General features: G+C 56.7%; 17 protein-coding genes. 9 read left to right on the top strand and 8 right to left on the bottom strand.

The window, feature by feature from the left end; all coding sequences use genetic code 11:
• The first annotated feature begins 816 nt into the window (after nucleotides 1-816).
• Together DMG62_12835 and DMG62_12830 are read left to right on the top strand one after the other, a co-directional pair.
• Nucleotides 817-5,232, top strand: coding sequence for a DEAD/DEAH box helicase (locus tag DMG62_12835; protein PYY22607.1), 4,416 nt, complete (start codon nucleotides 817-819; stop codon nucleotides 5,230-5,232).
• Nucleotides 5,222-5,410, top strand: coding sequence for a hypothetical protein (locus tag DMG62_12830; GenBank protein ID PYY22606.1), 189 nt, complete (start codon nucleotides 5,222-5,224; stop codon nucleotides 5,408-5,410). Before DMG62_12835 ends, DMG62_12830 begins: the two co-directional genes overlap by 11 nt.
• Before the next feature lie 39 nt (nucleotides 5,411-5,449).
• Here the strand turns inward: DMG62_12830 and DMG62_12825 are convergent, their stop codons facing one another.
• Nucleotides 5,450-6,262 (bottom strand): hypothetical protein, encoded by an 813-nt coding sequence (locus DMG62_12825; GenBank protein PYY22605.1) that lies wholly within the window; start codon nucleotides 6,260-6,262, stop codon nucleotides 5,450-5,452.
• 279 nt (nucleotides 6,263-6,541) lie between these two features.
• Here DMG62_12825 and DMG62_12820 point away from each other — a divergent pair, with 279 nt between their 5' ends.
• Nucleotides 6,542-7,000, top strand: coding sequence for a metallophosphoesterase (locus tag DMG62_12820; protein ID PYY22604.1), 459 nt, complete (start codon nucleotides 6,542-6,544; stop codon nucleotides 6,998-7,000).
• 28 nt (nucleotides 7,001-7,028) lie between these two features.
• On the opposite strand, the gene DMG62_12815 is transcribed toward DMG62_12820, so the two are convergent.
• Together DMG62_12815 and DMG62_12810 are read right to left on the bottom strand one after the other, a co-directional pair.
• Nucleotides 7,029-8,003 carry a hypothetical protein gene (locus DMG62_12815; GenBank protein ID PYY22603.1) on the bottom strand — a complete coding sequence of 325 codons (975 nt, stop codon included), beginning with the start codon at nucleotides 8,001-8,003 and terminating at the stop codon, nucleotides 7,029-7,031.
• A 101-nt stretch (nucleotides 8,004-8,104) separates the two neighbouring features.
• Nucleotides 8,105-9,337 carry an efflux RND transporter periplasmic adaptor subunit gene (locus DMG62_12810; protein PYY22602.1) on the bottom strand — a complete coding sequence of 411 codons (1,233 nt, stop codon included), beginning with the start codon at nucleotides 9,335-9,337 and terminating at the stop codon, nucleotides 8,105-8,107.
• Nucleotides 9,338-9,583: 246 nt separating this feature from the next.
• Here DMG62_12810 and DMG62_12805 point away from each other — a divergent pair, with 246 nt between their 5' ends.
• Complete coding sequence (locus DMG62_12805; protein PYY22601.1) at nucleotides 9,584-10,963, top strand: HlyC/CorC family transporter; 1,380 nt, start codon at nucleotides 9,584-9,586, stop codon at nucleotides 10,961-10,963.
• A gap of 21 nt (nucleotides 10,964-10,984) precedes the next feature.
• Nucleotides 10,985-11,902: a peptide ABC transporter gene (locus DMG62_12800; GenBank protein PYY22600.1), complete on the top strand. Its 918-nt coding sequence runs from the start codon at nucleotides 10,985-10,987 to the stop codon at nucleotides 11,900-11,902.
• 142 nt (nucleotides 11,903-12,044) lie between these two features.
• Here DMG62_12800 and DMG62_12795 read toward each other — a convergent pair whose 3' ends face one another.
• The 4 genes from DMG62_12795 to DMG62_12780 form a co-directional block, all read right to left on the bottom strand.
• The gene (locus DMG62_12795; GenBank protein ID PYY22599.1) at nucleotides 12,045-12,890 is read right to left on the bottom strand and encodes a hypothetical protein; all 846 of its coding nucleotides are present in this window, start codon (nucleotides 12,888-12,890) and stop codon (nucleotides 12,045-12,047) included.
• 178 nt (nucleotides 12,891-13,068) lie between these two features.
• The gene (locus DMG62_12790) at nucleotides 13,069-15,285 is read right to left on the bottom strand and encodes a hypothetical protein (protein PYY22598.1); all 2,217 of its coding nucleotides are present in this window, start codon (nucleotides 15,283-15,285) and stop codon (nucleotides 13,069-13,071) included.
• Nucleotides 15,286-15,484: 199 nt separating this feature from the next.
• Entirely contained in the window at nucleotides 15,485-16,285 is an 801-nt protein-coding gene (locus DMG62_12785) for an organic solvent resistance ABC transporter ATP-binding protein (protein PYY22597.1), read from the bottom strand.
• Complete coding sequence (locus DMG62_12780; GenBank protein PYY22596.1) at nucleotides 16,278-16,901, bottom strand: hypothetical protein; 624 nt, start codon at nucleotides 16,899-16,901, stop codon at nucleotides 16,278-16,280. The genes DMG62_12785 and DMG62_12780 overlap by 8 nt, the downstream gene beginning before the upstream one ends.
• A 64-nt stretch (nucleotides 16,902-16,965) precedes the next feature.
• Here DMG62_12780 and DMG62_12775 point away from each other — a divergent pair, with 64 nt between their 5' ends.
• The 3 genes from DMG62_12775 (at nucleotide 16,966) to DMG62_12765 (ending at nucleotide 19,822) form a co-directional block, all read left to right on the top strand.
• A complete protein-coding gene (locus DMG62_12775) occupies nucleotides 16,966-18,072 on the top strand; it encodes a hypothetical protein (GenBank protein PYY22595.1) in 1,107 nt (368 codons plus the stop codon).
• An 83-nt stretch (nucleotides 18,073-18,155) separates the two neighbouring features.
• Entirely contained in the window at nucleotides 18,156-18,428 is a 273-nt protein-coding gene (locus DMG62_12770; GenBank protein ID PYY22594.1) for a hypothetical protein, read from the top strand.
• Nucleotides 18,429-18,520: 92 nt separating this feature from the next.
• Complete coding sequence (locus DMG62_12765; GenBank protein PYY22593.1) at nucleotides 18,521-19,822, top strand: glucose/galactose MFS transporter; 1,302 nt, start codon at nucleotides 18,521-18,523, stop codon at nucleotides 19,820-19,822.
• Nucleotides 19,823-19,863: 41 nt separating this feature from the next.
• Here the strand turns inward: DMG62_12765 and DMG62_12760 are convergent, their stop codons facing one another.
• On the bottom strand, nucleotides 19,864-24,264 hold the full coding sequence (locus tag DMG62_12760) for a glutamate synthase large subunit (protein PYY22592.1): 4,401 nt from the start codon (nucleotides 24,262-24,264) through the stop codon (nucleotides 19,864-19,866).
• A 396-nt stretch (nucleotides 24,265-24,660) separates the two neighbouring features.
• Here DMG62_12760 and ilvD point away from each other — a divergent pair, with 396 nt between their 5' ends.
• The gene (gene ilvD, locus DMG62_12755; GenBank protein PYY22591.1) at nucleotides 24,661-26,331 is read left to right on the top strand and encodes a dihydroxy-acid dehydratase; all 1,671 of its coding nucleotides are present in this window, start codon (nucleotides 24,661-24,663) and stop codon (nucleotides 26,329-26,331) included.
• Nucleotides 26,332-26,340: the final 9 nt, after the last annotated feature.

Here is a 26,340-nt window from a genome sequence, read left to right as displayed (position 1 = left end):
TTAGATCGTCAGCAACGTGCTTTGCAGTAACGAAATAAACGTACTTCAGTTCCGGGAAATGGCGACTCCGCACAGACACGAGAAACCCAGTCGCATTCAGATCACCATAGACCTCGCCGTCTTCGCTCCGATGAGTAACTTCGCCAACAAACGCCACACATTTTAGAACCTCTTTAGGAACGCGCACAGTCGGATCGTATGCCCTTTCGACGTGAAAATGCCCCGGCGATAGGGTTATAGTTTCGCGAATTGCTGTACCTACTGTCAAGGGATACTTACCCAGTCCTTGACGATTTGCCTTTTATTCGCCTATAATTATTCGGTGCGAGTTCTCGCCAGCGCGCCTCTCCACGTGACTCTGAGTGCAGGAATTCCAGATAACTCTGGTTTGAGCCAGTTTTCTGCGCCCGAGCGGTTCGCTTGCTCTTTCAGCCGATCCGGGAAGATTGAGGTCGCTGCGATAGTCGCATTCGATTCCTAGGGATCACGATGGGATATCCCTAGGGACCTTCAGGGATCTTGTGGGATTCGGAGGAATTTTGCGACTTACGGCAAGTCATCACCTGCCCTTTCGGCCACGCTGATAGAGATCGCGTAACGCCGTGGAAATTTCGGGGTTACGCTGTGGAAAATTCGGGGTTACGCCGGGGTTCACTTGGCACCGAAGTGCCCAAGAAATAACCGGGAAGATGCTGAATCGATTGGGTCTAAAAATCCTTTTCCGAATCCGCGAGTAACTACAAGATGTTCGATTGCTCATTTCGCTGCAATCGAAATTGTAGAAATTCTGGCGCATGCCGAGTCTAAGTCCTGTAAATGACCGATCTTACACAAATTGAGAGCGGAAGGGGTGCGCAGGTGGATGTGCCGCAGGCGCTGGCTTGGGCGCATCCGCTGGTGCAGGAGTGGTTCGTATCAAAATTCGGCACTCCCACTGAGCCACAAGAACAAGGTTGGCCTTACATCCTTTCCGGACGTTCTACCCTCATTGCGGCACCTACCGGATCCGGTAAGACCCTCGCTGCCTTTCTCGCCTGCATTGATCGCCTCGTCCACAAGGCTGTCACCGGTCAGCTCGAGGGCAAGATTGAGGTCGTTTACGTCTCCCCTCTGAAAGCCCTCGGCAACGACATTGCTACGAATCTGGAGCGTCCCCTGGCGGAGATTGCTCGCCTTGCCGGTGAGCGCGGCTTCCTTATGCCGCAGATCCGCACTTTTGTGCGCACCGGCGATACGCCTTCCGCCGACCGGCAGCGGATGCTCAAGTCCCCACCTCACATTCTGGTCACTACTCCTGAGTCTCTGTACATTCTGCTCACGGCGGAAAAGAGCCGCGAGCTGCTGCGCGATGTCGAGACCGTGATCGTGGACGAGATCCATGCCATTGCCGACGACAAGCGTGGCGCGCATCTGGCCATCTCGCTGGAGCGCCTGGACGTGCTCGCGCATCGCAAGCCGGTGCGCATTGGGCTCTCAGCGACGCAGAAGCCCATCGAACTGGTAGCCAAATTTCTCGCGGGTGCCTCCGGAGAGCCCGAAGTTGTAAACGTAGGCCACAGGCGTCGGCTCGACTTTGCTGTGGAAGTTCCTCCGAGTCCACTCTCGGCGGTGATGACGCATGAGATGTGGGACGAGGTCTATGACCGTCTCGCGCAACTCACCGAGCAGCATCGTTCCACGCTGATCTTCGTCAATACGCGCTCCCTGGCAGAGCGCATAGCGCACTGTCTGGCCGACCGAATTGGGGAGGATGCAGTGGCAGCGCACCACGGCAGCCTCTCGCGCAAGCTGCGCTTGCATGCCGAGTCCCGTTTGCGGAAGGGCGAATTAAAGGCTCTGGTGGCCACAGCTTCCCTGGAACTCGGTATTGACGTCGGACACATCGACCTTGTCTGCCACATCGGCTCGCCGCGCTCTATTGCCGTGATGCTGCAGCGCATCGGCCGCGCCGGACACTGGCGCGGAGCCATTCCCAAAGGCCGCATCTTCGCCACAACGCGCGACGAACTGATCGAATGCGCAGCACTTGTGCGCGCCATCGAAGCGGGAGAACTCGACGCGCTCATGGTTCCTGAAGCTCCGCTTGACGTGCTGTCCCAGCAGATTGTTGCTATGTGCGCTGCCGATGATTGGCTCGAGCAAGAGCTGTTCAACGTACTCCGCCGCGCGTATCCCTATCGCACCCTTGCTGAGAGCGACTTTGAAGAGATCGTGACCGTTCTTTCGGACGGCATCGCCGCCAGTCGGGGACGCTACGGAGCGTACCTGCATCGCGATCGGGTCAATGGCATTCTCAAAGGCCGCCGCGGCAGCCGGATGATCGCTGTGACAAATGGCGGTGCCATTGCTGACAATTCCTTATATACGGTCGTAGCATTGCCCGAAGAGGCGGTGGTCGGCACCCTCGACGAAGACTTTGCGGTGGAAAGCCAACGTGGCGATGTAATGCTCCTGGGCAGCACCAGTTGGCGGATCCATCGCGTCGAGTCCGCTGGACGTGTGGTGGTTGAAGACGCTCAGGGAGCTGCTCCGACAATTCCCTTCTGGCGCGGCGAGGCTCCAGCGCGGACGCCGGAGCTATCACATCAGGTCGCGGCCATCCGCGCCGAAGTGGACGAACGCACGCCTAACGTTACTCCGGTAGGCATCTCCCAGAACATTCCCGAAGTGGCATCGGCCGTCGCCTGGCTAAAAGACGAATGCCACATGGACGACTCTGCTGCCGAGCAGATCGTCGAGTACATCGTCACAGGGCGCGCGGTGCTGGGTGCTGTACCCACGCAAAGCACGCTCATTGCCGAGCGCTTCTTCGACGAAGGCGGCGGCATGCAGCTGGTGATTCACGCTCCGCTGGGGGCACGCATCAACAAGGCGTGGGGACTGGCGCTGCGCAAGCGCTTCTGCCGCTCCTTCAACTTCGAGCTGCAGGCTTCAGCCACCGAGAACGGCCTGAACATCGCTCTCGCCGAGCAGCACAGCTTTCCACTCGCCGATGTCTTCGAGTTCCTGCGTGAAGAAAGCGTGCAGGAAGTGCTGGAACAAGCGGCACTCGACTCGCCCATCTTCAAAACCCGCTGGCGCTGGGACGCCGGACGCGCGCTTGCGCTGCTTCGCTACCGTAATGGGAAGAAGATTCCTCCCCAGATTCTGCGCATCCGCTCCGACGATCTTCTAGCCTCAGTGTTCCCCGATGTGGCTGCTTGCCAGGAAAACATCGAAGGCGATATCAAGATTCCCGATCATCCGCTGGTTCGCGAGGTCATGAAAGATGTCCTTACTGAAGCGATGGACATCGATGGCCTGAAGAATTTGCTGCGCGGCATCTCGAATGGCTCCATTCACCTGCTGGCGGTGGATACGCCGGTGCCTTCACAGTTCTCGCACGAGATTCTGAACTCGGCGCCCTATGCCTATCTGGACGATGCCCCGCTGGAAGAGCGCCGCGCGCGAGCCGTGGAGATGCGGCGCACGCTTCCCGATTCGGTACTGCAGGAAGTCGGAGGCCTCGACCTGAGCGCCATCGAACAGGTTCGTGACGAAGCCTGGCCCGACGTCCGCGATGGGGACGAGCTGCACGATGCTCTGCTGACACTAATTGCGCTGCCAGAAAACCTTAAGGAAGGTGAGGCGCTGCCTTCTGAAAGCCTTGTGGCACAGCCGCCCTCGGCTGTGTCTCTGCCCAAAGCAGGCTCCAGCGAGAATGCCTGGAATACAGTGTCCTGGAGTGGCTTCTTCTCTGAACTCAAGCAGCAACGTCGCGCCGCTCGTGCTCGCGTTGCAGGCCGCTACTTCTGGGTAGCCGCTGAGAAGCTAACCAGCTTCCGCGCACTCTATCCCGATTCGGAACTAGAATTCCCAATCGAATCCGCCGAACGTGAAGTGCCAGGCGCAGACGATGCCCGACTTGCCATGGTGACTGGCTGGATGATGCACTCGGGCCCACTCACCGCTCAGCAACTCGCCGAAGCGCTACATCAGCCGGCAAACGAAATCGACATCGCTTTGCTCCGCCTCGAGGCTAAGGGATCTATCCTGCGCGGCAAATTCGCCCGTCATGACGGAGTCACTGAGTGGTGTGACCGTCGACTGCTGGCGCGCATTCACCGTCTAACACTCGGAGTTCTGCGAAAACAGATTCAGCCCGTAACTCCGGCCCAGCTCATGCGCTGGCTGCCACGCTGGCAGCACGTTGCTGCAGGCACACAGTTAAACGGCCAGCGCGGTCTGCTCGAAGTCTTGCGGCAGATGCAGGGGTTTGAAATTCCGGCCAATGCATGGGAGAAGCAGATTCTGCCGCAACGCATCAGGGACTACGATCCCAAGGACCTCGACCACCTCTGCCTTACGGGGGCCGTGGGCTGGGGCCGGCTCTCGCCACATCCGGCCACGCTCGAAGCCACCTCGGAGAGCACTCGCCGCGTAGTCCCGACCAGCGTTGCGCCGGTCACATTCTTTTTGCGTGATGAGTCCGACTGGATGACATCGGTCCGTTCGCAGCAACCAAACGCGATCGAGCGCTGCTTGAGTCCGGTGGCAAACGAAGTGTTCGCCTATCTGCAATCGCGCGGTGCGTCGTTCTTCACGGACATTGTGCGTGGAACGGGAAAGTTGAAAGCGGAAGTTGAAACTGGTTTGTGGGAGCTCGTTGCTGCTGGTGTAGTCACTGCAGATGGCTTCGATAACCTCCGCACGCTTGTGGCCCCACGACGCTCAACCGCAACTGCACGTGCACGCCGTCCGCGCCACAGCGCCGGGCGCTGGACGATCATGCATACGGAACCGGCGCGCGATCATGCTGCCGCGCTCGAAGCGACCTGCCGCATGCTGCTGGATCGCTATGGTTTGGTCTTCCGCGAGCTGTTGGCGCGAGAATCGGTTCTCCCAAAATGGCGCGAACTGCTGCTGACCTTCCGCCGCCTCGAAGATCGCGGTGAGGTGCGTGGCGGCAGATTCGTCTCGGGCTTCATCGGTGAACAGTTCGCGCTGCCCGAAGCCGTCGAATCGCTGCGCGCGATGCGCAATGCTCAGCCCTCGGGAGAAACCATCACCGTGTCTGCGGCGGATCCGCTGAACCTCGCCGGCATCATCGTGCCTGGAGAGCGCGTGCCCGCGATCTCAGGACACAGCGTCAGCTTCCGCGACGGATCCCTGGTCGAAGAGGCTGGACCGAGTCCCGTGATGCAAATCCTTGCCGCTCGTGACACTGCAATTCGGAGCGCGAGTGGCGACTGAACAACAGCCGCGCGAATCGTCTTCGGGCGAACCGCTGGTCGAGGACGTCGATTACTACATCGAGAACGGTCTGTATGTTTTTACAGAACACTATCTACTGAAGCGGGGATACTGCTGCCAGTCGGGATGCCGTCATTGTCCCTATGGGTTTCGAATTGGGAATTATGAGCAAAAGTAAAAGGGCGGCTTTCAGGCCGCCCTTGCTGAGTGGATGGGTTTAGTGAGTCGTGCCGCTGTTGTTGATGGCCGAAGCACCGATCTTAATGTGGTCCTTCACCTTCATGCCATTGGCATTTTCCTTGGCGATGCGCACGGCTTCCTTGCGGTCTTTCGCGGAGTTCGCCGTGCCCGTCAGTTCAATGACGCCCTTGTCGCTCGAGCTGACGCTGACGCCGGAGAGATTCGGATTGGCCTGGAGGGCCGACGTAATCTTGCTCTGAACGTCGGAGCTTCCGTTCATGTCACTCTGCGGCATTCCCGAACTGGAACTCGAAGCGCCGGACTGGCTGCTGCTCGACGGATTCGTGCTCTGGTTGCTGGATGACGAGGAGCTGGATGAGGGATTGGAGCTCTGGTCAGTGGAGCTGGAGGGTGAAGTCGCGCTTCCCGAAGTCGAGGGCGAAGTGCTCTGCGAACTGCTGGAAGACGACGGAGACGAGCTTGACGACGGTGAGCTTTGATCAGACTGCGGTAAAGTCGACGTGCTGGAACTGCTCGGCGATGAACTGCTCGGCGAGGCGCTCGACTGGCTGCTGCTCGGAGTCGTGCTCGATTGGTCGCTGCTGCTCGAACTCGGCGCAGCCGACGTCGACGACGAAGAGGAAGGAGTCTGGCTACTGGATGGTAGCTGATCCGAGCTCGACGGCTGTGCCGACGTTGGATTCTGCGACGTGCTCTGGGCAGCAGATGGAGATTGCTGTTGGTCCGGGAAGGTCTTCGGAGTCGTTGTCTGCGACGCTGTGCCTTGAGCCAGCGCGAATCCAGCGCTCATCGCGATTACCATTCCGAGCCGATAGAGATTTTTCTTCATTACTCAATTCCTCCTGCTGATGTGGTGATTGATGATTGCCTGCCCAGAACGAAGTGCGCTCTTGAGCGCCCTACAGACAAAGAATTAGTGACAGCAGGCCCATGGGTCGCAGTCAGTGAGATGGCGCTGTATTGGCTTCGGTTGACTAAACGGTAAGTTTTCGAGAGCTGCTCAAGCACTGCCCGCAAGGGGTAAGCCGCCAAAGCCGGCTAACTGCCCTGGGGTGTTAAGAAAGGCATCTTAGTCATTCGAAACAAATCCTCGAAAGTACCTCAAACACTGAGGGTTGGCATAATCTCAGATACTCACGGTCTGCTCCGTCCTAAGGCCTTAGAAGCTCTGTGTGGAGTGGATGCCATAGTGCACGCCGGGGACATCGGCGACGCTGCGATCCTCGATCAGCTCCGCCAACTTGCGCCTGTGGCCGCAGTGAGAGGAAACATCGATACTTCCGCCTGGGGCAGGAATCTTCCCGAAACGGAGATGCTCGAGATCGGCGGTGTCAGTCTTTACGTATTGCATAACGTGCAAGAGCTCGACCTCAATCCGGGCGTTGCAGGATTTGCTGCCGTAATCTTCGGCCACTCCCATCAGCCGCTGATCGAGCGGCGAAAAGGCGTTCTGTTTTTCAATCCGGGGAGCGCCGGCCCGAGAAGATTCAGCCTTCCCATTTCTGTAGGAATATTGACGATTGCGGACGGAACGATAGTGCCGCAGGTGATTGATCTGACAAAGTAGAGACGCCGCATGCTGCGTCCCTGCTGAATCAATCAACCCGAATCGTTCCCGAACCGGTACTTACCTGGAGCAGAGTGCCGCCGCCGTTCACGGTTCCCTCGATGTGGTTCTTTTTCAGGACACCCTGCATCGTGACGGGATGATGGACTTCAACATTTCCGGAACTGCTGCGAGCGTCAATATTGAACTTGGCATCGGATGGCAATTTCACCTGCACCTCTCCTGAGCCGGTATGAATACGCCAGTCGGAGGCCATCTTGCCCTGCACTTCGACATCGCCGCTGCCGGCGCCAGCTTCCAGTCCTCCAGAGACATTGCGCAGGTGAATGTTGCCGGAACCTGTTTCGGCACGAACAGAGCCTGAGGCGGTCTGCTCGAAGGTGATATCGCCAGAGCCGGCACGCGCGTCGAAGCCTCCTGCAATCCCGGTCGCAACCGTGTTTCCGCTGCCGGTTTCCGCGGACGTGCGTCCCTGGACGTTCTTGATCTCGAGGTTTCCGGAGCCGGCGTTCGCACGCACTTCGGCGCCAACATCGCGGACAGTCACATTGCCGGATCCGGTGCTCGCGCGCACAGGTCCGTTCACTTCACTTACATGCTGATCGCCCGAGCCGGTGCGAGATTGGACCGATGTGTCCTTGGGAACGGCGATGTCATAGCTGATTGAAACGTTGCGCAGAGCCTCATCCTGAATGTGACCGATGCGGATGCTGTTCCCATTCTGGTCAATCGGCGGATTCTGCTCCAGCCGTTTTACGCGCTCTTCGGCGGACAGTCCACCCGAGCTGAACCAGGAGCTGCCAGCCTTGATGTGCCCCTGGACTACGACGGAACTGGAGTCACCGGGATGCACAGTAATGTTGCCCGAACCGCTTTGCACGTCGAGATCGACGTGACCGCTGACCTTCAATGTGCGTTCGAAGTGTCCTTCTGCTTCTGCGTAGGCCGCAGAACTGAAGGTCAGGACCAGAATGACCGCTGAGATTTGCAGTTTCCTGTTCATGTATTCCTCACAACTTCCTGAATTGGACTGTGGAGCCGCCGTTTTGTGAGCGAGTATCGACGTACAAAAGGACCGCGGGAATCGCGGTCCTTGGAGAAAACTTATTGCAGTATGACTTTATCGTCCTTCTTCAGGCCAGCCAGAAGCTCAGTCTTTGCGCCATTGGAAATGCCAACGGTAACCGGAACCTTTCTCTTGCCGTCTTTGCCTTTAGGATCTGGAACTTCAACCAAGGCTTTCTTGTCCTTGTCGTAAATGATCGAATTTTCCGGAATGATCAGCACGCCCTTGTGCTCTTCCAGAATGACCTCAGCGTTGGCCGTCATGAGCGCTTTAAGTTCACCTCCGGAGTTGTCGATGGAAACTCGCACCTGGAAGGTGGTCACGTTGTCTTTCTCAACCCCCATCGGCGCGATCTTTGTGACTTTGCCACTGAAGCTCTTGTCTTTGAACGACTCAACTTTGATGCGAGCGGGCTGTCCGAGATAGACCTTGCCGATATCGCTTTCGTCGACTTTGCCGTCGACATAGACCTGCTTCATGTCGCCAAGGGTCATGACCAGCGTCGCCGAGGAACCTAATACCAGAATGGAACTTACCGCATCTCCGACTTCTACATCGCGGGAGAGGATGATGCCATCAATCGGTGCGACGATCGTCGCATAATTCAATTGCTCAGCAGCGCGCGCGAGAGATGCCTTATATTGCGTCACTTGGGCCTGAGCCTGCTTTACCTTTGCCTGGTTAACGATCAGCTGCGCGCGCGCGATGTCGCGCTTGTTCATCGCCATCTCATAGTTGCGCTGAGCGTCATCGAGCGCTGACGCCGAAACTACTCCTTCTGAGGCCATGCTTTTAGCTCGCTCGTAAGCACGTTGCAAAGTGGGAACGTCCACGCCAGCGGCATCGACCCGGCTGCGCTCGACATCGGCTTCAGCAGCGCGAAAATTAGCTTCTGCCGCGCTGAGCTGAGCCTCGTTCTCACGCACCTGGGCCTCAAGCTCTTCCTTATCCAGTTCAGCGAGAACCTGGCCCTGCTTCACGCGGTCGCCAGCGTCGACCAGCAACTTCTTCACGATACCGCTGGCTTTGGACTTAACTTCAACCTTAGTAATCGGCTGTACTTTGCCGGTAGCCACGACGCTCTTGGCCAGATCGCCCTTTTCAACCATTGCGATCTTCGTAGGATCAATCTTTGTATTGCTGCTGGTCGCCTTGGTGACTATGCCTCCAATAAGGAGGACAACAAATAATCCCGTTCCGATCCACCAAATACGTCGTCTCTTCTTTTTATGATTAGAATTGCCGTTCGCCACTTCTTCCTCCAACCCCATTCATGGCTTCATACGCGCGTAATCAGCCCCGAGTTCCTCAATATTAATTCTGATGGATCCAGAGTGCCCGCGCGGACACACAAAGGCAATGCACCTTAGACCTGAAAATCGCATAAAAGTAAGCACCTGACTAAGAATTTAACTCTAGGATTTCCTTAGGATTCCGGTTGCGGCATTCCCAATACGCGCCAATCCCGGCCATTCTGCACCTGAGCTAAGTAGCTGCCGATGCTAGACTAAGCAACGATGGCGCCTCTGGTGCTCCTTCGCATTCTGGTAGTCGTGCTGCTGGTGGCCTTGAACGCCTTCTTTGTGGCTGCCGAGTTCGCCATCGTAAGCGTCCGCGATACGCGCATTCAGCAGCTCATCGATGCCCGACGAGTCGGCGCCCGCACCGTTCAACGGCTGCAGCAGCGGTTGGACGACTTTCTGCCGGCGGTGCAGTTTGGAGTCACGCTCGCCAGTCTGGCTTTAGGCTGGATTGGGGAGCCAGCAGTGGCCCAACTGCTCCTTCGTCCTCTGGCAGGACTGCCCCACGCCGTAGTGTATGCACACACCGGCGCGGTAATCATTGCGTTTGTTCTGATCACCTACTTTCACGTCATTTTAGGCGAACTGGTTCCCAAGTCGTTGGCGCTGCAACGTGCAGAACAAGTTGCTCTGTCTGTCGCAGGGCCAATGGACGTCTTCATCACCATCTCGCGTCCATTACTGCACCTCATGACGCGCTCGGCCAACGCCGTGCTCAGGCTCTTCGGCTCACGACTGATGCGGGAGGGCGGAATGCATTCTCCGGAGGAGCTGAAGCTGATTCTGACCTCCAGCCGTCGTCTCGGCCTGCTGCCTCCGCTACAGGAGGAGATCATGCACCGCGCGCTGGAGCTGGAGAACATGACCGTGCGAGAGATCCTTGTACCACGCCAGAACATATTCTCCCTGCCTGCGGATATGACGCTCGAAGATGCCATGGCGCGCGTCGTTGAGGATCAACACTCGCGAATCCCCGTTTACGATCCCGCTTTGGGCAAAGAACACATTGTCGGCATGCTCTATTCCAAGGACCTATCGCGCTTCATGCACTTGCGCATTTCGGCGCGAGCACGACCACTCCCGCCGGAAGTCACATTGCGCGTACGACACATCATGCGCGACGTTCTTGTTGTTCCCGAAACAAAACCGGTGATCGATCTATTGGCGGAATTCAGACAGCGCAAGCGTCACCTCGCCATCGTTGTGGATGAGTATGGATCGACGGTTGGTCTCGTCACGGTCGAGGACGCCCTTGAACAGATCGTCGGCGAGATTGAGGACGAGTTTGATGTCACCGTCCAGCCCCATCTGCTCGACACCGGAGCATTGGTTCTGGAAGGCGGCGCGAACGTTCGCGATCTCGAGTCGCACCTGCGCATTCGCCTGCCCCGCGATGAAGGCTTCGAAACTTTAGGGGGCTTCATCATGTGGCGCCTTGGACGTTTGCCGCAGACCGGCGATTCGGTCGAGTTCGAAGCACGCCGCTACACCGTCCTTCAGATGTATGACCGTCGCGTCCTTCAAGTTAAGGTCGAGGCGCTCAGCACACCAGAACCTCAAGCGGAAGAACAACCTTCTCTCTTCCATGAATCCTAGAGCAGCGTCAGGAAACGGCGCATGATTCGGCTGATCGTCTCCCGACTTGTGTACACCCTGCCCGTACTGTGGCTGGTGGTCTCGGTTGTCTTCCTGCTGATTCACCTGGTACCCGGCGATCCGATTCAAGCCATGCTCGGCGAAGGAGCGGCTAGTGCTGATATTCAGGTAGCGCGCCATGCATATGGGCTCGATCAGCCAATAGGAAAACAATATCTGCAGTACTGGAAGGGAGTCCTGCACGGACGATTGGGGCAATCCATTCGACTGAATCAGGATGTTGGCCGCGTCATCTGGGAGCGCTATCCATACACGCTGCGACTGACAGTTGCGGCTCTCGTCGTGGCACTCCTTCTGTCGATTCCTGCAGGGGTGCGTTCCGCGCAACGGCGCAATCGCTGGGACGATCGCTTACTGAGCGTCGTAAGCCTTTTCGGCCTATCGTTTCCCAATTTTGCACTCGGGCCGATTCTGATTCTGTTCTTCGCCATCAAGCTTGGCCTGCTTCCAGTTTCAGGAGCCGGAACATGGGAGCACTTAGTATTACCTGCCGTCACGCTGGGAGGCGCACTGGCGGCAATCCTCACGCGAATGGTGCGGACCGCCATGCTCGAGGAGTTGAGTCAAGACTATGTACGCACCGCTCGCGCAAAAGGCTTGAGCGAGAGCAAAGTGGTCTACAAGCATGCCCTGCGCAATGCGATGATTCCCGTGCTCACAGTCCTCGGCCTGCAATTTGGCTCACTTCTCGCGGGCGCCATAGTCACGGAGACGATTTTTTCGTGGCCTGGAATTGGACGCCTGACTATCAGCGCAATCAGCAGCCGCGACTACTTTCTCGTTCAGGGTTGCATCCTCGCGATTGGACTTACATACATAGCCGTGAATCTTCTAACCGATGTCCTATATGCGGTGGTGAATCCGCGAATTCGGCAGTAAGGAGGCAGTGATGTACGTGGATCCTCCTGCCTCGGCCGAATTCTGACTTAATACTGTTTCACTCTTGCATAGATCGGGTCAGCATGAATCGAGTCGTGACAGGAGCATCTCTCCAAGCCAGACCATTTTCAAATCCACGATCTCAAACTCTACGAAAGACCGCCATCAGCATCATTCCAATGGGCTCAAATCTTCCCAAGCAGTGCAACAGGGGCGGAGCTACGTGAAATCGATGTTGTTCTTCCCTCAGTCCGTATTCATGGAGAAAGCCCGATAACTCAGCGCGAGTAAATTGATGAACCTGGTAGTTCAGATATGAGTCAGCGCCAGTCAAATGGTGCAACCGAGGGAAACAATGGAACGCACGTGGATTGCGATAGATGAAGCCTTCCAGGCTTCGCAGCAAACTGTGCCGGTTTGGAACCGAGAGGACGAGAATTCCGCCTCTCATCACACGAGCGCAAATACGCGACAACGCACTTCGCATATCGTGAAGAAACTCGAGAACGGACAGACACAAAACTATGTCATAGCTCTCTCGCTCGTAGTTCCCTTTTGCGGAACTGCTGCGAAGCCATTCCAGGCTGACCTGCTTGCGCAAACCGGCGAGTTGATCGCGCGCAGCAAGAATCATGCCTTTGCAGCTGTCGACTCCCGTGGCCTGTAGGCCAAGATCGGCTGCATCTTTCAACAGGATGCCGCTCCCACAACCGAAGTCGAGAAGCCTGATCGTCGTCACCGGACGGTTCCGTCTAAGCAGTTCCTCACCGATAATTTCGCGAACCAGGCTGCGGCGCTGAGCGTAGCTCCCGCTCTGGTAGCAATCAGCCAAAGCACCGGCGTGCCGCTCAAAGAACGCTTCAGCCGACGTCTCCGACGTTGGACTTAAGACAGCGCCATTGTCGAAGCGGGCAGAGTTGCGCCGGGAAACGACAGGAAACGACTCCTTTGAAGATTCAGCATCTAAGTGTGAGTAGGACGGTGTCATCGAGTCGAGTCGTATGTGGTGGGCGTTAGGAGTTGCGATTTGGGTTCTCTTGTTTATCGTCGTGCTCTCTCTATGCCGCGCCGCCGCAGAATCCGACCGCAGGATGCACGAAACAACGCCTCAGCGCACCACCCGCCGTAATAAGGCTGCTTGAACAAACGAGCGTTATCTTCTCAATTCAGACCTGGGGTGAATTGGTGTAATAACCTTTCGCGAGCTGGGGATAATATCCGTAATAGTACGATCCGGATGAACGTGGGCTAACTCCATTCACGACGATGCCTAACACTGGGATGTTAGCCTGATTCAACACATCACAGCTTCGAGCGAGTGCATCGGTCGGGGTCTGTCCGGAACGAATCACCAGCAGCACAGAATCAACTTCCTTTGAAAGGCGCACCGCATCCGTAGCCGCGATAATCGGCGGTGTATCGAGAATTACGTAATCGTAGCGCTCACGCCATGATTCCATAATTGCACGCATTCTGTCCGAACCAAGCATCTCAGCCGTCATCGCCGGCGAACTTCCCGCCGCTACGATGGATAGATTTGCCACGCCTTCGATTTTGTGAATAACACATTCTTCACCGGCTCCGCCTGAAAGAAGATCGCTCAGCCCCGGCGTGCCGGCAATTCCAAATTCCCGATCCAGTCCAGGCTTGCGAAGATCCGCGTCAACTAGCAGTACAGCCTTGCCTTGTTGGGCGAGGACAACCGCGACGTTCGCAGCGGTCATCGTCTTACCCTCAGCGGGTAGCGGACTTGAAACCAGCAACGATTTCAAATCACGAGACGCCAGCAGAATCGACGTTCCAAGAGAGCGATACGCTTCCGCGATAGCAGTGCGAGGTTCAGTCAAACTGAGGACTTGAGGTGCTTCGCCAACTTTCGAAGTGAGCAATCGCGGCGAACCACGATGTTGCGGAATAATTGCCAACGACGGCATTGCCGTAAATGATTCAACGTCCGCCGGGTCACGAAGAGCACGATCCATGCTTTCCCTGAATCCGATCACTGCTGCGCTGAGAAGAAATCCCAGAAAGAGGCCTAAGTAACTGCTGCGTGGAAGATAGGGCGAGACCGGCAGTTCGGTGGCCTCAGCCGGATCTATCAGCCGGACATTTGTCGAGCGGAGGCCGGCGGCAACGCCGGCCTCTTTCATGCGTTCTTCAAGGTTATCGTAGAGCTGGCGGTTTGCTTCGGATTCCCTTCTTAGTAGTCCATATTGAATGGCGCTCACATTTAATCGATTGGCTTCGACTTTTTGCGCCTCAAAGGCGGCCCGCAGCTTCTGCTCCCGCCGCGATGCAACCTGATATTCAAGCTCGGCTCTTGCCTGCAATCTCTTGAGTTCTGTCTGAATACTCAGGTTTATCGCATTGATGCGATTCGTCAGCTCTATAACCTTTGGATGGTTGGGACCGTACGTAGTTGTGGCCTGCGCGTATTCGTTTTTCAGTTCAGCTTCACGCAGGCGAAGACTCTGCAGCGCCTCTCCGCTTTTGTTTTCGCCGATGCGATCAAGGCTACCCGCCGCAATTGCCTGGTACGAGGCCTCCTTCTCCATGCGATCTTCTTCCGCGGCCGTCAGCTGCTTGTTCAGTTCATTGAGCTTGCTGGTAACAACATTTTGCTTGTCGTCGACCATGAGGATGTTATGTTCCCGCTCGTACGCAACCAGCTTCTGCTGAGATTCCTCAACTGTCGCGCGCAACTCAGTCAGTTGTGCCGAAAGGAATTTGGCTGCGCGATTTGCGGCCTCATAGCGGGAGCGGATATTGTCGTCGATAAAAACGTCGACCAGAGTATTTACGATTCTGGCGTTTAGATCGCGATATCTGCCCGTGAAGCTCACCTCAACCACTCGCGTGTTCTTGATCGTCTTCACCGAGAGTCCGGAGAGAAGCGCCTGCACGGCTATGCTCTCCGGGGCAGGTGCAATCTCACGAAGAGAGGCAAACTGCCGGTTTGCATCGCGCATGAACTCGGCATTATGCGCCAGGTCCAGCTTGCGAACTACAACCTCAGCAAGGCTACGGCTTGCGAGAACACGGATCTGCGTTTCCAGACTGACGCTGTAATCGTCAGCGTCCCCCAGCGCTGAAGCAAAGGCCTTGTTAAGTGGCACGGTGGCGTTACTGTCGCGATCAATCGCGATGTTTGTGGTCGCACGATAAAGGCGAGGCTGGCGCATCGCGTAGAGCACACTCACCGACACCGATAGCGAGGTACAGCCCAGGATGATCCAGACATGCTTATGCAGCAGGCGCACTACACGCTGAACCGGATTTAGAGGAACAAGCCGCGCCCAACCGTAATGAATGCCCTGGGACGCAGGTGTGTTTTGAGCAGAGAGCTCTGCTGGGTTCGACTTAATCAGCTCGCGCGCGTCCATCGTGGTGTAGTCCCTGGCATAGTGAACATCGGACAGGACTCAGATGGAAAGCGGAACTACACCCAAAGGTCCTATCGTCCGAGGACCGAAAAGGTACTCTTGTGATTGAATTTATTCAAGTCCCGATTTTTGCGATTACGAATTGCCCGCAAGCGACGAATCTTGCTGCGTCTTTGCTATTTGCCATCGCCGTGTTTCATCAGCCGGGAAGCTTCAGCTCATCCAGGTCCAGGAACTGGCGTAAGACTGGATCATCACTCTCGCTCATTCCCTTCATAGTCCCAAAATAGAGCGCTACGCCTTCGTGCAGGAAGAGCACGCGATCGGCGAGCTTGTGGGCGAGACGCATGTCATGAGTAACAACGATGCTGGTGAGTTTCAGCTGGAACTTCAGTTTTTTAATAAGGTCGCCAAGCAGCTGGGCCATCAGGGGGTCGACCATCGTCGTGGGCTCGTCGTACAGGATGCACTCGGGCTGAGCGGCCAAAGCACGAGCGATGGCCACTGAACGCTTCATGCCAGTAGAGAGGTCGGAAGGAAGAAGGTCGCGCATCGCTTTGACACCCACCATTTCAAGCAAGCCATCGACCACCTGAAATATCTGCTCTTCGTTCAGGTCCCGTCGTTCGCGTAGGGGGAAGGCTACGTTTTCTCCCACCGATAGCGAGTCGAAGAGAGCTCCGTTCTGAAAGACCATGGTTACTTTCTTGCGGATTCGTTCCAAATTGGGCTCGTCCATGCGGGTGATGTCTTCCCCGGCGACAATCACTTCTCCTTTATCCGCCTTCAGGAACCCCATGATGAGCTGCAGTGAGACCGACTTGCCGACGCCGCTGCGGCCCAGAATGCACATCGTCTGTCCGGGCAGAACGTCAAGGTTCACATGGTGCAACACAACCTGCCGTCCGAAGGCTTTGCAAACGTCTCTGAACTCGATGTACGGATGACCTTCCGGCAAGTTGCCGTTCATGTGAGCGAGATGATGTCCGTTGCTAGCCATGCTTCGTCTTTGCCATCGCTCGGGCGCGCTCCAGATCCTCGGGACTGTTCACGTTTAAGAACATTTCCGGAACGAAACCGGCGGCAATCAATTCATCTTCTTCAATGATGCGCGTACTCAGCCGTTCTAACAAGCGATGAATTGATGACCGCTGCAGAGACAATGCTTTGTCAATTTCGGGCAAGAGATCGCGATGATAAATGGCACACAGCGGCTGAAGTCGTGATTTCACGCGGGGGATCAGGGCTCGCTCCACGGCGCCAGTTCGGAGATCTGAGATCCATTTGAGCATGGCTGGCGTAACCAACGGCAAGTCAACTGCCAGTACCAGATTCCAATGAGTCGCGGAATTGCTCAGGGCCGCTTCAATTCCTGCCAGCGGCCCGAGACCTGGAACCTTGTCTGGCAGAACCGGCACCGGCAAGTTCTCTGGCACCACCGCACCAATGACGAAGACCTTTGAAGCCGCGCACTTCATTTGCTCGATGGCGTGGGTGAGCAAGGTACCGTCTTCCCATGGAATCCGGGCCTTGTCGCGACCCATCCGCCGGCTGGCGCCTCCGGCGAGAACGAATCCGGTGAGGTCATCAGAGAAGCTGTCAGCTTCGCTAGCCATGCGCTAAGCAACATACCTGAAAGCACCGCAAGACAAGGCTTTTGAACGGGAAAGCATCTCTTTCATGCTAAGATTCAGCTACTTTCCCCACCCGTACCCGGCCCTAATGGAACTCCGCCGACAACTCAGGATTGCCTTCATCTTCCTCTTCATCGTTGTGGCGATCAGCGTAACGGGCTATCGGATTCTCGGAGGTCCCTCGGTCACGCTACTCGACGCCCTGTACATGGCGATCATCACGCTGTCGAGCGTCGGTTATACCGAGATCGTCGACACCGCCCACAACCCAATGCTGCGGGCCTTCAACATCTTCGTGATCGTCTTCGGCGTGATGATCATGTTGTATGTGTTCTCGGTGGTGACCGCCTTCCTCGTCGAAGGTGAGATCACCAGCATTTTCTGGAGACGTAGGATGCTTAAGCGTATCAACGAGCTAAGAGATCATTACATCGTCTGCGGCCTGGGCGACACTGGGCGCCACGCAGTTGAGGAGCTGGCAAGGACTCATGCTCCGTTTGTGGTGATTGAGACCAATGAAGATCACATCAACCGAATGGTGAATGACGACAGCGGTCTCTACCGCGAGATGCTGTATCTCGTTGGCGATGCCACAGACGCCGACATGCTCGACAAGCTCGTCATCGACCGCGCCAAAGGCATGATCACCACGCTGGCCTCCGACAAAGAAAACCTCATCATCACGGTGTTAGCCCGGCAGAAAAACCCCGACTTGCGCATCGTAGCCCGCTGCATTGACCAGAAATTTGCTGAGCGACTGACGAAAGCCGGAGCCGACTCCACCGTTTCTCCGAACCAGATCGGAGGCATGCGCATTGCCAGCGAAGTACTGCGTCCCCATGTAGTGAACTTCCTTGACCTCATGCTCAAGGACAAGAGCCGCACGTTGCGGATCGAGGAAATCGAAATCCCTGAAAACTCAATCTGGATTGGCAAGCGCGTGGCCGACTTGCAATTGCGCGGTAGCTACAACCTATTACCCCTCGCAATCAAAGATGCATACCATGATGGAAAGAAGCACGGCTTTTGGGTGAATCCTCCCGAAAACGTCACCTGTCATGCGGGATTAGTCCTGATTGTGCTTGGCGATGCAAAGGACGTATGCAGCGCGCGAGAGCATGCTGCCAGCCGCGCTATGTATGCCAGGCCGTAACGTATGCCAGGCCGTAACTCAGCCCAGTAGAGACGCAGCATGCTGCGTCTCACTTACTTTGTTAGATTAGTGGAGATACTTCCATGACTTGGACCGAAACTTTTCATTGCGAGATTTGCGGCAAGCAGAAAGGTAGCGTGGACCATTGGTGGCTTGCCTGGACCGAACGCTACAGACCATTCGAGGATGCTCCCGAGCGTCCCCTGCTGAAGGTCTATCCCTGGGAGAACATGAGCGCACACGACACCGACGTGAAGCACCTGTGCGGACAGGCCTGCGTCCAAACCCTGGTAGCTCGCTGGATGAACACGAGTGTCGGAGTCACAACAGCTATAAGTGCAGCGAAACGAGCATAGGCATTCGGTATTCCTGCTTCGACGAAATCCCCAACTTCGGTTCGTATTCTCGGTTATATTTCTTTAGCTGAAACAAAGGACATCTACCCCGAATGCCTGCGACTAGCGGAACCACGACCGTTCTCCCAATCCAGACCACGCCGCAGAGCACGAACTACCGCGCGATGGCGATGGTCACCACTCTGTTTTTCATGTGGGGTTTTCTCACTTGCCTGAATGACATTTTAATCCCTCACTTGAAGAGCATCTTCGATCTGAACTATGCGGAAGTAATGCTCGTGCAGTTCGCCTTCTTCTCCGCGTATTTCGTCTTTTCGTTCCCATCCGGCAAGATCATTGATTTCTTCGGCTACAAGAAGGCGATGGTCGCGGGCTTGGTGACGATGGGACTCGGCGCGTTCATGTTTGTGCCGGCAGCCGCAGTTCCCTCGTTTCCGTTGTTTCTGGCTGCCCTGATTACGCTAGCGGCGGGCATGACGATCCTGCAAACATCCGCAAATCCGTATGTGGCGGTGCTGGGACCACCGCGAACGGCATCGAGCCGCCTGAATCTGACACAAGCCTTTAATTCGCTGGGCACGACTGTGGCGCCTACTTTCGGCAGCAAGTTAATCCTCGGAGCTGTGGCAGCTCCGGTCGCAGTCGAAGTCCTGCGAACGATGAGTACCCAGCAGTTACATGACTATCGCGTGGCGCAGGCAGCATCAGTAAAGGGACCTTACATTGGACTCGCAGTCGCGCTGTTTGTGTTGGCGGTCATTATCGGGTTTTTCAATCTGCCGAGGATCCAGTCTGCTGAGGCCCACGGAGTGGTGCATGACTCGGTCTGGCGGTATCGACACTTGGTTCTCGGTGCCGTTGCCATTTTCGTATACGTCGGCGCCGAAGTTTCGATCGGCAGCTTCTTGACTAATTATTTCAACCGCTCCGATATTGGTGGACTCAGTCTGCAAGACGCGGCTGACATGCTGAAGTATTACTGGGGCGGTGCGATGGTAGGGCGCTTTATCGGCTCGGCACTTTTACAAAAGATTAGTACAGGCGCACTCCTTGGCTTTAACGCGATCGTAGCGGCTTTGCTCGTAACTGCGTCGATGTTGAGCTTCGGCCACTTCGCCATGTGGACGATTTTGCTCGTCGGCCTCTTCAATTCGATCATGTTCCCGAGCATCTTCACACTAGGTGTCGACGGACTCGGACCCTTAACAGGAGATGGCTCTGCGTTGCTGATCGCAGCGATCGTTGGTGGAGCAATTGTTCCCGAGCTACAAGGCCTGCTTGCGGATCGAATTGGAATTCACCATGCGTTCATTCTGCCGGTGATCTGCTATCTCTATATCGCGTACTACGGATTCAGGGGCTCGAGGCACAGAGCCGCCGCGACAGCGGCCTAAGCGTTGGTAGGACGCAGCATGCTGCGTCCTTACCGGCCAGATCAGGCCTGCGGAAACGCTGGCGGTCCCAGTTCGGGAATCGCGAGAACATTTGGAGCGATCCAAGCCGCCTTCGCTGTCTGCCGTGGTGCGATAAACCGGAACAGCCGGCTACACTCCAGCCATGTAGCAAGCAGTTGCTGTGCCCAGGCACTTTCGGTAAGCAGGGCGTGGACACGCACCAGCATCTCCAATTGATGAAGCTGCTGGTAGGAGGGAATGCCTACTTCGACCGACTCCGTGTTCACCCGAGTTTCTGTGAGATTCGCGGGGTCGAAGATATAGGCCTTTCCGCCTGTCATTCCAGCGGCGAAATTGCATCCGATGTCGCCAAGCACGACGACGCAGCCGCCGGTCATGTATTCGCAGCCGTGGTCTCCGAGTCCTTCCACGACTGCGACGGCACCGGAGTTCCGAACCCCAAAACGCTCTCCCGCACGTCCTGCGGCGAATAGGCGTCCAGAGGTAGCGCCGTACAGAGCCACGTTGCCGAGGATCACGTTCTCGTTGGAGGCGGTCACCGCCGCTCCCCGAGGCTTAAGAATGATTGCGCCACCGGAAAGCCCTTTGCCAACGTAATCGTTTGCCTCGCCTTCAAGTGTGAGTTCCATTCCCTCAACGCAAAACGCGCCGAAGGACTGACCAGCGGCACCTCGGAATAAGAGACGAACTTCGCTGCTGTTTAGCCCTCGCGCGCCGAACTGACGCATCAGCTCTCCGGCAATCGCAGTACCGGCTGAGCGGTTCTGATTCCCAATCTGGAATTCGCGATCAAAGCTTTGGCCACGGCGAACAGTGGCGGCGATCTCGGCGCTCAGACCTAGTCCGAACGGCTCGTGATCGGACGGACGGTCATTTCGAGGCGTCATGCACCGGGGCGCATCGCCCTCGCTCCGGAAGAGCAACCGCGAGAGATCGAGCCTCCCGTCAGTCGAGACCTGTTGCAGCAGGTCGCACCTGCCGACCGCTTCGGAAATAGAGCGCAGGCCGAGCTCCGCGAGCAGTCGCCGCACGTCTTCAGCAAGGCGCATGAAGTAGGCGACCACATGCTCCGGCTTGCCGCGGAATTTGGCGCGCAGTTCAGGTCGCTGCGTGGCAATCCCGGCCGGACAAGTATCAAGATGACACTGGCGCGCCATGTCGCATCCGATTGCCACCAAGGCTGCAGTGCCAAAAGCGAACTCCTCTGCTCCAAGGAGAGCGGCGACTACAACATCGTGCGCCGTGCGCAAGCCACCATCGACTCGCAAACGGACGCGACTGCGCAGTCCATTGAGCATCAGCGTCTGCTGCGTCTCGGCCAGTCCGAGTTCCCAGGGCGCGCCTGCGTGCTTGATGCTGCTCAGCGGTGATGCGCCAGTTCCTCCGGCATGTCCTGAAACCACTATGTAATCGGCATAGGCCTTAGCAACGCCGGAAGCTACAGTTCCGATGCCCGCTTCAGACACCAGCTTCACGCCGACGCGAGCCTTGGGATTCACTTGCTTCAGGTCGTGAATCAGCTGGGCCAGGTCCTCGATGCTGTAAATGTCGTGATGTGGGGGAGGGCTGATCAACGACATTCCCAGTTGTGCATGGCGCAATCGGGCGATGAGTTCAGTCACCTTGGCGGCAGGAAGCTGTCCCCCTTCTCCGGGCTTCGAACCTTGGGCGATCTTGATCTCCAGTTCTTCAGCCTGCACCAGGTACTCGGCGGTGACTCCAAAGCGGCCTGATGCCACTTGCTTGACCTTGTTGTTCGCGTCGGGCTGGATGCGATAAATCTCCGGATCCTCCCCGCCTTCGCCCGTATTTGACTTGCCTCCGAGCAGGTTCATTGCCTGAGACAAAGTGCGATGCGCTTCGGGACTGATCGAACCCAGAGACATCGCGCTCGTGACGAAGCGGCGCGCGATTTTAGCTGCTGGTTCGATCTCCTCAATCGACATCGGAGTAGTCCCAGGAGCGAACTCGAGCAGATCGCGAAGATTGTGGGGCTTAAGCGAATCAGTCTGATTCAGGAAGCCGTTCCACGCGGTTTCGCTTGACGTAAGTTCCGATTTGCCGCGAGCTACGCCTACGGCGGTCTGCATCGCGCGCACGACTGGCGGAGCCCATCCGTGCTGGTCGGCGTGGTCGGATTTGCGATACCGGATTGAGCCGTAATCCTGCAGGATGTTGAGTTCGGCCTCGTGCCTGTCGTCTAGCTGAGCGCGGCGGATAAGCTCCTGCTGAATTGTCTCGAAACTGATCTTGCCCAGCAGGTTCGGAGTGCCTGTGAAGCATTTTTGCGCGATCCGCTCATCGAAACCGATGGTTTGAAAGAACTGTCCACCGCGATAACTCGCTACATCGGAAATGCCCAATTTGGACATCACCTTCTTCAAGCCGTTGGCTAACGCTTCCAGCAATTTCTGCGGAGACTCGCAGCTCCGAAGCGCCAGCCATGGACACATCGCTCCGGCGCCATAACCGATCAGCACGGCCGCGTGATGAACGTCCCAAACATCGCCGCTGTCAGCAACCAAGTCGCAACTCATGCGTAGGCTGGCCTTAATCAGGCAATGGTGCACGGCACCGACAGCAAGCGCCATCGGAATCGGCAGATCTCCCGGACTTGCATTCCGATCAGACAGAATGAGTAATTCAGTGCCTTCCGCCACCGCACGCTCTGCCTTACGGCAAAGTTCGTCGAGGGACTGCTCCAAACTGGCGAGCGCCGGGGACGTGCATTGCAGCTCAGTGGCCTTGACGAGCGGCTGAACGCGAATGCCCTGAAGTTCAGACTCACTAAGCACCGGCGAGGCAAAGTTCAACAGCGTCGCAACTGATTCATCATCGTCGCAGCACGATGGCCTGCGGCCTAGCAGGGTGCGAAGAGACATCATCAGGTCTTCCCGCAATGGATCAATCGGCGGGTTAGTGACTTGTGCGAACCGCTGTCGAAAGTAGCTATAAGACGATCTGGGAACACGCGCGAGAGCAGAAATCGGCGTGTCGTCGCCCATAGACCAGACCGCTTCTTTACCCTCGCGCGCCATGGGGCTGATGACCAGCTTGAGATCTTCGCGCGTAAAGCCGAATAAGGATTGCAAGCGCTCGTTCGCAATCGGCTCAATCCGTGCTGAGACCGCCGGCACACTCAACAACCGTGAGTTCCGCTTTGGGCTTTGCTTCAGAAGATGCTGCTTGATTCCCTCCGCTTCGAGAACCGAGTGCTCTTCCAGATCAATTGCCAGCATCTGCCCCGGACCAAGACGGCCTTTCACGCAGACGCATTGATCGTCCAAGTCAAACAGACCGACTTCTGATCCAGCAACGACCACATTGTCATTCGTGATGGCGTAGCGCATCGGACGAAGGCCATTCCGATCAAGGGCGGCGCCAACATAGCGACCGTCGGTAAACGCCAAGGCTGCAGGACCATCCCATGGTTCCATCATCGAAGCATGCTCGCGATAGAAGCCAGCGAGATCCTGAAACGCAGGATGGGCCTGCCATGCAGGCACAACCAGCATCGCGATGCTGTGCAGCACGTCGCGTCCGCCTCGCACTAACATTTCGGCAGTTTCGTCCAAGTGACAGGAATCCGAGCCGCCTTCCCGCAGCATCGGCAGGCAGTGCGGTGGAAGTTGATTTTCGCGCGCCTTCATCCAAGTGCGATTGGCGCCGATAGTATTGATCTCTCCGTTGTGAGCGAGCAGGCGAAATGGCTGCGCCAGCCACCACGAAGGATGTGTATTGGTCGCGTAACGCTGATGGAAAACTACGAAGGCGGTCTCAAAATTAGCATCCTGTAGGTCGAGATAGAACTCGCGTAGGTGGGCTCCCGTACAGAGTGCCTTGTAGACAATCGTCTTAGCCGACAGTGAGGCGATGTAGGAATTTAGGTTTGCTCGTTCGAATATCTTGCGCGCACGATATAACCGGGCTTCCAGCTCGTTAATCTGCATCGCAACCAGCGGAGTGATCAGGGCCTGTCGGATGACAGGCATAGAAGCGAGCGCGGTCGCTCCAAGCGCTTCTTCATTGACCGGCACGTCACGCCAGCAGAGCAAACTCAGTTGCTCCTGTTCCAAAGCGGAACGGAGAATCTCGTCGCTAACGGCAAGTTCGTCCAGATTGGCAAAGATCATTCCCGCAGCAAGGGGTTGAGTACCGCCGATTCGCAAACCGCATTCGCGTAGAAACGCCCTAAACAATTCTTGCGGCAGGCATGCGGTAATGCCGGCTCCGTCTCCACTCCGTCCATCGGCTGCAATCGCGCCTCGATGCGCTAGACGCGAGAGAGCTTCCAATCCCATCTGGAGCACTTCGAAGGAGGGCACGGCGGAGACTCGCGTAATGAAACCTGCACCGCAGGAGTCGTGTTCAAACCGGGGATCGTACAAGCCTTGCTGCACATCTGCCGCCTTATCAGAAATTTCACAGGGGACACTGCGCCCTAGCTTACTGTTCAGGTGTATAGGCAGCCGGTTCTGGGTTCCAATCGAAACTTCAGATAGTGCGCATCAGGAAAGTCGATGAGCAGCTCGGGCAGGAGGTTCCGCTTATATTGTTGACTTCTTCATAAGCGACATTTATAGTTCCAATCCATTGAGCGGGTAGATGTCTCCATGAATTTCAGCGTAAGCACAAATGGTTTAGGGTTCCGTGGAAGTGAGGTTTTGTCTGTGCTTACTGTCGTTCGAATTTCTCTGCTTACACTCCTCCTTTTGCTTATGGCAACAGGATGATGGCCTGAAGAAGCAACAGAGTTCGAGGCCATCATTCAGCGGATGATGGCCTCAAGTGTTTTAGGGAGAGTTCGAGGTTTTGTAATGAACCAGGGGAAACGAAACAGCGCGGCGATTACCGAAGGACCAAGCCGGGCTCCTGCGCGCGCCATGCTCAAGGCAGTGGGATTCACAGACGAAGACCTTCGTCGTCCCATTATTGGCGTTGCGAATACCTGGACGGAAATTGGTCCGTGCAACTATCATCTGCGTGAGCTTGCCGCTGGGGTTAAGCGCGGGGTACGTGAAGCCGGCGGGACTCCGATGGAGTTCAATACCGTCTCCATCTCCGACGGTATCACCATGGGCGCAGAGGGCATGCGTACCTCTCTTGTGAGCCGTGAGGTTATCGCCGACTCGATTGAACTGGTAGCGCGCGGGAATCACTTCGACGGCCTCGTGGTCCTGGTCGGCTGCGACAAGACCATTCCGGGCGCGGTAATGGCGGTCGCGAGACTGAATCTTCCATCAGTCGTTCTGTATGGTGGTTCCATCGCTCCAGGATCTTTTCGCGGCAAGAACGTCACCATTCAGGATGTCTTTGAGGCGGTCGGCGCTCACAGCCGCGGCAAGCTGGCGGATTCGGATCTGAAGGAAATCGAGGACAAGGCTTGTCCTGGCGCCGGCGCGTGTGGCGGTCAATTCACCGCAAACACGATGGCCATGGTCTGCGAGTTTCTTGGAATCGCAGCGATGGGGAGCGGAGGCGTTCCCGCGACTCATCCATCGAAGATGCGCCAGGCGGAGGCAATAGGCTGTCTCGTTATGGAACTCGTGGCCGGGCAACGTCTGCCGAAGCAGATTCTTACCCGCGCAGCCTTCGAGAACGCCGTCGCCAGCGTTGCAGCCACCGGCGGCTCCACGAATGCTGTTCTTCACCTGCTCGCGATTGCCCATACCTCAGATGTTCCGTTTGTAATCGATGACTTTGAACGCATCAGTTCTCGCGTTCCACTTATTGCAGACCTCAAGCCAGGTGGCAGGTTCGTAGCTACTGATCTGTTTGAAGCAGGAGGAACTCTGCTTGTCGCTCAACGGCTGGCGGCAGCCGGCCTGCTACATTCCGACGCGCTAACGGTTACAGGCAAGTCGATCGGAGAAGAGGCGAAGAACGCGGTCGAAACCCCCGACCAGGAAGTAGTGCGTCCCGCAGACAATCCGCTCAAACCGACTGGCGGGCTCGTGATTCTGAAAGGGAATCTCGCCCCGGAAGGCTGTGTGCTGAAAGTCGCAGGTCACGATTTTCAACATCACGCAGGACCAGCACGCGTCTTCGACAGCGAAGAGCTGGCGTTCGCTGCTGTGCAGAGCGGCCGGATCAAGACGGGCGATGTAATCGTGATTCGCTACGAAGGACCGAAGGGCGGTCCGGGTATGCGCGAGATGCTCGCCGTTACCGCAGCACTTGTGGGGGCAGGGCTCGGCGATTCGGTCGCGTTACTCACCGATGGACGATTCTCCGGCGCCACTCATGGGCTGATGGCTGGCCATGTCGCTCCCGAAGCTATGAATGGCGGACCCATAGCCGCAGTGCGTGAAGGCGATGTGATCGTATTCGATCTGAAGAAGCGCGAGTTGCGCGTGGATGTTTCCAATTCGGAATTGAAACAGCGGCTCGCATCCTGGAAGCCGCCTCAGCCCCGATATGGAACTGGGGTTATGGCGAAGTACGCAAACCAGGTATCGTCGGCCTCGCGCGGCGCGGTCACGATTTAGGCGGAGGAA

Source organism: Acidobacteriota bacterium (assembly GCA_003225175.1).
Lineage (GTDB): Bacteria > Acidobacteriota > Terriglobia > Terriglobales > Acidobacteriaceae > Gp1-AA112.
Note: the sequence above shows the minus strand (reverse complement) of the source record. Positions and strands in the feature narration are given on the sequence as shown.